The 7,120-nt window shown below is 60.3% G+C and carries 7 protein-coding genes; 3 read left to right on the top strand and 4 right to left on the bottom strand.

Features of this window, described 5'->3' with window-relative positions; genetic code table 11:
* The coding region (locus AXW67_RS18160) for an AraC family transcriptional regulator (RefSeq protein WP_063678970.1) at positions 1-878 on the bottom strand (878 nt) is incomplete at its 3' end.
* A gap of 104 nt (positions 879-982) precedes the next feature.
* Between AXW67_RS18160 and AXW67_RS18155 the strand changes: the two genes are divergently transcribed.
* On the top strand, positions 983-1,900 hold the full coding sequence (locus AXW67_RS18155) for a LysR family transcriptional regulator (RefSeq protein ID WP_063678972.1): 918 nt from the start codon (positions 983-985) through the stop codon (positions 1,898-1,900).
* On the opposite strand, the gene AXW67_RS18150 is transcribed toward AXW67_RS18155, so the two are convergent.
* Positions 1,897-2,832, bottom strand: coding sequence for a ring-cleaving dioxygenase (locus AXW67_RS18150; protein ID WP_063678969.1), 936 nt, complete (start codon positions 2,830-2,832; stop codon positions 1,897-1,899). The genes AXW67_RS18155 and AXW67_RS18150 overlap by 4 nt on opposite strands.
* A 567-nt stretch (positions 2,833-3,399) precedes the next feature.
* Between AXW67_RS18150 and AXW67_RS18145 the strand changes: the two genes are divergently transcribed.
* Positions 3,400-5,034 (top strand): MFS transporter, encoded by a 1,635-nt coding sequence (locus tag AXW67_RS18145; RefSeq protein ID WP_063678968.1) that lies wholly within the window; start codon positions 3,400-3,402, stop codon positions 5,032-5,034.
* 42 nt (positions 5,035-5,076) lie between these two features.
* On the opposite strand, the gene AXW67_RS18140 is transcribed toward AXW67_RS18145, so the two are convergent.
* Complete coding sequence (locus AXW67_RS18140; RefSeq protein ID WP_063678971.1) at positions 5,077-6,009, bottom strand: LysR family transcriptional regulator; 933 nt, start codon at positions 6,007-6,009, stop codon at positions 5,077-5,079.
* Here AXW67_RS18140 and AXW67_RS18135 point away from each other — a divergent pair.
* Positions 6,002-6,436, top strand: a complete 435-nt coding sequence (locus tag AXW67_RS18135; RefSeq protein ID WP_245315615.1) for a hypothetical protein — start codon at positions 6,002-6,004, stop codon at positions 6,434-6,436. The genes AXW67_RS18140 and AXW67_RS18135 overlap by 8 nt on opposite strands.
* Positions 6,437-6,532: 96 nt before the next feature.
* Here AXW67_RS18135 and AXW67_RS18130 read toward each other — a convergent pair.
* Positions 6,533-7,120: helix-turn-helix domain-containing protein (locus AXW67_RS18130; protein ID WP_063678966.1), on the bottom strand; the 588-nt coding region annotated here is incomplete at its 5' end.

The following is a 7,120-nucleotide window of genomic DNA, read 5'->3' as shown; positions in this document are numbered from 1 at the left end:
CTCCGGGAGAACACTCTCGTGAAATAGCTCTGGTCGCCAAATCCGCAGATCAGGGCAATATCCGCCAGGGGAAGCTTGGTTGTCGTCAACAAACGTTTGGCCTCATCCATCCGAAGGCGGGAGAGATACTCGTGCGGGGCGATGCCCGCGCTGCGCCTGAACGAACGAGCGAAGTGGCTCGGCGTCAGCCTGCACTCTGCCGCAACATCGGCTATCGTGAGGCGACTCGCGAGCCGCGCACGCATGATCTCCTTGGCGCGGCGCTCCTGCCAAGGCGCCAACCCGCCTTCCAGGGCGCCATCGTACGTGCGTAGACCTCCATAGGTCTGCGCGAAATGGGCAAGCAAGCTCAGCCCGATCTGGTCCACGAAAAGCTGGTTCGTCGTCCGATCTTCCTCGATTGCACTCAGCAGAAGGCTCGAGATCGTGGATAGGCAGGGGTCGCGCCGATCTCGGCTCCATCTGAGCGTTTCAACAGGCTTGGCGTCATGCTCGCGAGCAAAGTCATCCAGCGCGCGACGCGGGACATAATATTGAAGGGCTTCGACGGGCCCCCTGTATTCCCATTGCGGACTGTCAAGGAGGTCCGTAACGCTCACGGTCCCCGCGCTGAACGAGCCGGAGAATTTTGGTCGCCCGGCAAGCCAGCATGAATGTCGCTCAAGCTCGCCGAGCTGATGAAAGATGCTAAAGGCCGGCTCAGACGGCATCGGCGGAGTTCGAGCGAAGACAAAGCGAGAACATGTCAGCCTCGTTGCCGCGAGCGCCAGCTTCCCGTGACGCCTCGTCTCCAGAAGTAGATCGGCTTCCATGCCCAGGTGTTCACTCAAGCGACTGCCGAAGAAGCCAAGAACGGTAGAATCGCCGCCACCAATCATCGAAGGCTCTGCTCCAAACCATTCGCCCCCAAAGTATGGTAACCATCAAGGGCAACAGCGGAAACCGCCATGTTGGGACGTTATTCACGGACAGATTTTCCGCAATGGACAAGATATCTGGCATCTCAGTCTTCATACAGGTGGTCGATTCGGGGAGCTATGTCGCGGCAGGAAAGGTGCTACGGCAGACAGCATCGGCGGTAGGTAAAACGATCACGCGGCTCGAGGAGCAGCTTGGGGTCCGATTATTTCATCGCAGTACCCGCAGCCTCAGCTTGACGGCCGAAGGCGAGCGATTCCTCATTCATTGCCGCGCAATCATGAAAGAGATCGCCGCCGCGGAAGCGGATATTGCGCTTGCTCGTGAGAGTCCCCGTGGCAGATTGCGAGTGAGCGTGCCGCTGGTGAGCCCGGATTGGAGTGCTGCATTTTTCGAATTCATGAACCGCTTCCCGGACGTCGACCTTGAGCTCAGCTATACGAACAGGAAAGTCGACCTGATCGAGGAAGGCTTCGATGCCGTTATCCGTATCGGCCAACTTGAAGACTCGCGGCTTCGAGCAAGGCGGCTCGGCTCCTTCAGACTCCTGCTGGTCGCCTCCCCTTCATATCTGTCGCAAAGATCTGCACCCAAATCCCTCGACGATCTCGCTCGTCACGCCTGCCTGAGGAATATGAACGCAACGACATGCAAACTCTACCCTTGGCCGCTAGGCCCTGATTTCGTTCGTCGCAGCGACCAACTGGTGAACCGGCTCGTCGCTGACCATAACGAAATGCTTATTGCGGCCGCGCTCGGTGGGGCCGGCATCACCTGTGTGCCTGAGTTCTGGGCATTCCGGCATATAGATTCCGGCGAGTTGAGCGTGCTGCTCGAGGCGGAGACCAGGAACGAACGAACCGTCTCGGCGCTCTGGCCGGCTGGCCCCTCGTCGCCCAAGACTACGGCCTTCATCGAGTTCATGGCCAGCAGACTTCCGACAGTCCTGGATCCGGGAAAAACGTTCGGAGCGGCAGCCTAGTCTGAGTCTAAAGGTGGGAGGATGCTCTGCAACTCCAATCGGCGCGCGTCGAGAAAGCTCGGGAACTTCAACTCCTTGCCCAATCGATCGAGCGGCTCGTCGACCGCGAACCCGGGGCAGTCGGTCGCGATCTCGAACAGAACCCCGCATGGCGCACGAAAACCGACGGCAGTCAGATAGGTTCGCGCGACAGGTTCGCTGACGGCTATTCCGTGGTCGGCTCTGAGTTTCTCGACCATGGCCGCTTGATCATCGGCGTTGGCGGCACGGAATGCTACATGGCGGATAGTGCCGCCTCCGAGGTGACCTCGGGACGATGGTCCGACCACTTGCAGGTCCAGCGTGCCACCCGGTCCGTCGTGCGCCACAAAACGCATCCAACTACCCAACTCAGCGACGCATCTGAAATCCAGCACGTCCTGAAGTATCTTGATCGTCGAATCCGCTTCGCGAACGCTCAAAGTCACGCCGTGCAGACCACAAATCGCGTGTTCCTCTTCGACACCCACGGGATGCCAAGCCTTATCACGGTCGTTTTGCTCCGCGCACACCAGTGCGAGCGCGGTCCCGTCCGGATCGGCAAAGCGAAGAACCTTTTCTCCGAAGGGCGAATGGTCCAATCGGCAGGACACGGCAGCGGCCGTTAGCCGTTCCGACCACCAGTCGACTGCGCCGGCCGCAATCCGGAAAGACGTCTGTACAACCTCGCCCACCCCTGCCATTCCGGGCGGAACGCACCTCCAAGCGAGAGTGCTGATCACCGTCCCCGGCGCGCCGATGTCGTCACCGTAGTAGAGATGATAGCTACCCGGATCGTCGTAACAGACCGTCTTCTTGACGATCTTGAGTCCCAGTACGTTCGCATAGAAGTGCCTGCCGCGGCGCGCCTCTCTGATGACGGTGGTTATATGGTGAAGACCTCTCGAACGCACGTGGCAACCCGATCAACGATCATCGAGGCGACGGCGCGCGGCAGACAGAGGTAATGAACGGTCGCAATGTAGAACGAGGCATCTCAACAGCGCCCATGCGCCTCGAGATCGGCCATCAGCATCTGGCGCAAGCATCATTGTCGCGCTCGCTCCTCTCTGGTCAGAACCTTCTCGCATAGCCCAACGCATTCAAGTTCAGTGTCTGGAGTACAATTGGGAGGCCGCCTCCGTTTGTCTTGGATTTTCGCCCGACAATAAAGGACGGAATGGGAATTCGGACCACCTGACGCTAACGCGACGACGCAACCGTACAAATCGCCGCCAAAAGCTGCAATCTATCTCACCGGAGTTAGTGAAGCGTAGAGGCTCGAAACGGCACCAAGAGAGCATTCCATACCGGAATTTCTAATTGATTCCGGAGTGTGTTTTCCGTGCGGTCCCTTTCGATGGATCTTTTATCGGTGAAGTTGTTCCCTCATTCAGGTTCGAATGAAACAACCTTGCCACGACTGATGAGTTTACCCGATCCCAGCTCGGGCACTTGAAATCCGGCAGGAGCCCGAGAGCATGGCAGTTTTCCCGAGCGATGAGCAGCAAGAGCAGACGACAAGCCTGCAGAATCCGTCGCCTTGGAGTGCATTTCGCTATCGCACATTCACCGTAGTGTGGCTCGCGACTGTCGTCGCGAATGTCGGCACGTGGATGTACAATGCGGCGTCCGGCTGGCTGATGACGAGCCTCGATGCTGATCCGCGTACCGTCTCGCTGGTCCAGGTCGCGACCAGCCTTCCAATGTTTCTGTTCGCGCTCCCCGCGGGCGCTCTGGCGGATATAGTCGATAGACGCCGATTTCTGATCGTAGCGGAAGTTGTGCTCACATTGGTTGCGGCAGCGAGCGCTCTGCTCGTCTGGCTCGACGTCATCAATCCTTTGATCCTGTTGCTGTTCACGTTCCTGCTTGGGGTCGGCAGCGCTTTCACAGCCCCGGCATGGCAGTCGATCGTACCTGACCTTGTGCCAAGGCAGAATCTGCCTGCAGCCGTGGCGAGCAACGGCGTCGGAATTAACATCAGCAGGGCTATCGGGCCAGCACTCGCTGGCGTCATGATCGGCGTGCTGGGCATTGCGGCCCCGTTTTGGCTAAACGCGCTCAGCAATTTTGCTGTCATCGGAGCCCTGCTCTGGTGGCGACCGCAATCTTCAGCCGGCCATGCGCTGCCGGCAGAGCGTCTCACCAGCGCTCTGGTGATCGGATTTCGTCATGCGCGGCACAATCCACATTTGCGCTCGACATTGATAAGAGCTGCCGGGTTCTTCTTCTTCGCGAGCGCCTATTGGGCACTCCTTCCTCTCCTCGCTCGCAACCAGATTGCCGGCGGACCGGAATTGTACGGGATCCTGCTCGGCGCAATCGGAGTTGGCGCGGTCTGTGGCGCATTCGCGCTGCCTTGGATGAAGATGGCGTTCGGGCCCGATGTACTCGTTGCGGTAGGCACCTTCGGCACAGCGGCGAGTCTGCTCCTGCTCGGCGTCGCGAGCGAGCCCCGCCTCGCGCTGGTTGCCTGTGCGATCGCTGGTCTTTCTTGGATCGCCGTACTTGCAACACTGAACGTCTCCGCTCAGGTTTCGTTACCGGATTGGGTGCGCGGTCGTGGACTCGCCATGTTCGTTACGGTGTTCTTCGGCGCCATGACCGCGGGCAGCGCCACGTGGGGTCAGATCGCTTCAACGTTCGATTTGAGGACGGCCCACTTCATTGCGGCAGCCGGCGCTTTGATCGGAATCGCATTGAGCTGGCGGTGGAAGCTGCAGACCGGCGCAGGAGTCGACCTCACTCCTTCGATGCATTGGCCCGTTCCCGTTCTGACGATCGAGGCAGAGGCCGATCGAGGACCGGTGCTCGTCACCGTCGAGTATCACATCGCTCCTCAAAAGCGCGACGCTTTCTTGACGGCGTTGCGGGGCCTGGGTGAACAGCGCCGCCGAGACGGAGCATATGCTTGGGACATCTTTGAAGACGCGGCGGAAGAAGGACGTTTTCTTGAAACATTCCTGGTCGCCTCATGGCTCGAGCATCTGCGGCAACATCAGCGCGTCACCAACGCTGATCGGACGGTTCAGGATGCCATCCGTCAATTCGACGCCAAGGCCGAACCGAAGGTTACCCACTTCGTCGCTGCGTCGAAAGTATCACGGGCGTAGAAAGGGCTGTCAGGCCCGCGGATGGCGCGTGCGCGATCCAGCTCAAAGTTCTGCGACCATCCGGACCACGATCCGCCGTAACCATGCGTGAGCGGGATCGTGATCGTAGGAAGCATGCCAGAGCAATGAAGCGGCCACCTCCGGCAACTCCACCGGAGGCGGGCTGAGGCTGAGCCCGAGTTCGGTGGCGAACAGGCGGGCAAGTCGCGCGTGCATGGTCACGACGACGGGTGCGCGCGCCACCAGCGAGGGGACCGTGAGGAAACGCGGCGTGGTCAGGACGACCGTGCGACGCAAGCCGAGCTTTTGCAGAGCGTCGTCCACCACGCCGCGCACGTTGCGCCCGGGCCTCAGGCTGGTGAGGACATGAGGCAGCAGCACATAGTTGTCGAGCGAGATCGGGGCCGCGATCCCCGTCCTTTCGGCATTGAACATACACAGATACGTCTCATTAAACAGCAGGCGCCGCTTATGGTGGGCCTGTCCGTGCGGGAAGACGTCATAGCCAATGGCGAGGTCCAGTTCGTCGGCGTCGAGATCGTCCAAAAGCCGTGACGAGTCGATATTGTAGAGCCGCAGATGGACGCCAGGAGCGACTTCGCGCAGGCGCGCGAGGAGCGCAGGCACGATCAGGATCTCCATACTGTCTGGCAGTCCGAACCTGAAGGTTCGCTCCGCCGTTGCCGGATCAAATGCGTCGTCTCGCGACACCAACGTCTGGATCTGTGCCAGCGTGGTCCGCACCGGCTCAACCAACGTCACCGCCCGGGGGGTGAGGCGTAGGCCCTCCGGCCCTCGCGTCAGAAGCTCGTCACTGAACAGATCCCGCAGGCGCGCGAGATTGTGACTCATCGCCGACTGTCCAATGCCGACGCGGGCCGCAGCGCGCGTGACGCTGCGTTCCGAGAGCAACGCATCGAGGTGAACGAGCAGGTTCAGGTCGATGCGACCTAAATTGACGACATCAATGCTCATCATTGATCCCATCGGTTTGATCGATGATCATATCCGCACCATCTCCTGTGGCAAGGGAGCGACGGGCACAGGCCCGCCGCTCAACCAAAGGAGATATTCTATGTCAATCCGCAGCACGCTTTTCGCCGCCGCGCTCACCTTGGCCTCTCTGGGGGCCGCTCATGCCGAAGGCCTGCGGCCGATTCAGGCCAAAAGCATCGACCTCGGAGAGGTATCCGGCATCACCTACTACACCGTCGAGCGCGAAGGCTTCCGTGTTGTTACCACCCTCGCGCAGGGCGAGACAGGAACGCCGATCCGCGTAGTGTCCGTTCTTGCGCCGGGCCAGAGCGTGGTTCTCTCGACCCCTCGCCAGGCAGGTTCACTTGAGATCATACGGCAAGCCGACAGTGTGCTCGTCCGAAAGACGGCTGCAGTCGCGAACTAACGTCAAACAATAGCGAAACGAGATCGACGGGCGCATCGATGACCTGAGCCGTTTGTGCGCCCGCGATGATGTGCCCCACATAAGCCGCTGAGTCCCTCATTGCTCTGAACGCGCCCGTCGCCAAGCGCCGGGACTGGCGCCGACACTCCGGGAGAACACTCTCGTGAAATAGCTCTGGTCGCCAAATCCGCAGATCAGGGCAATATCCGCCAGGGGAAGCTTGGTTGTCGTCAACAAACGTTTGGCCTCATCCATCCGAAGGCGGGAGAGATACTCGTGCGGGGCGATGCCCGCGCTGCGCCTGAACGAACGAGCGAAGTGGCTCGGCGTCAGCCTGCACTCTGCCGCAACATCGGCTATCGTGAGGCGACTCGCGAGCCGCGCACGCATGATCTCCTTGGCGCGGCGCTCCTGCCAAGGCGCCAACCCGCCTTCCAGGGCGCCATCGTACGTGCGTAGACCTCCATAGGTCTGCGCGAAATGGGCAAGCAAGCTCAGCCCGATCTGGTCCACGAAAAGCTGGTTCGTCGTCCGATCTTCCTCGATTGCACTCAGCAGAAGGCTCGAGATCGTGGATAGGCAGGGGTCGCGCCGATCTCGGCTCCATCTGAGCGTTTCAACAGGCTTGGCGTCATGCTCGCGAGCAAAGTCATCCAGCGCGCGACGCGGGACATAATATTGAAG

It is taken from the genome of Bradyrhizobium neotropicale (assembly GCF_001641695.1).
GTDB classification, from domain to species: Bacteria; Pseudomonadota; Alphaproteobacteria; order Rhizobiales; family Xanthobacteraceae; genus Bradyrhizobium; species Bradyrhizobium neotropicale.
Note: the sequence above shows the minus strand (reverse complement) of the source record. Positions and strands in the feature narration are given on the sequence as shown.

Bases quoted from the DNA above. Each gene is read 5' to 3' on its own strand.
- AXW67_RS18155 (WP_063678972.1), top strand. From the start codon at position 983: ATGGACAAGATATCTGGCATCTCAGTCTTCATACAGGTGGTCGATTCG.
- AXW67_RS18145 (WP_063678968.1), top strand. From the start codon at position 3,400: ATGGCAGTTTTCCCGAGCGATGAGCAGCAAGAGCAGACGACAAGCCTG.
- AXW67_RS18135 (WP_245315615.1), top strand. From the start codon at position 6,002: ATGCTCATCATTGATCCCATCGGTTTGATCGATGATCATATCCGCACC.
- AXW67_RS18140 (WP_063678971.1), bottom strand. From the start codon at position 6,009: ATGAGCATTGATGTCGTCAATTTAGGTCGCATCGACCTGAACCTGCTC.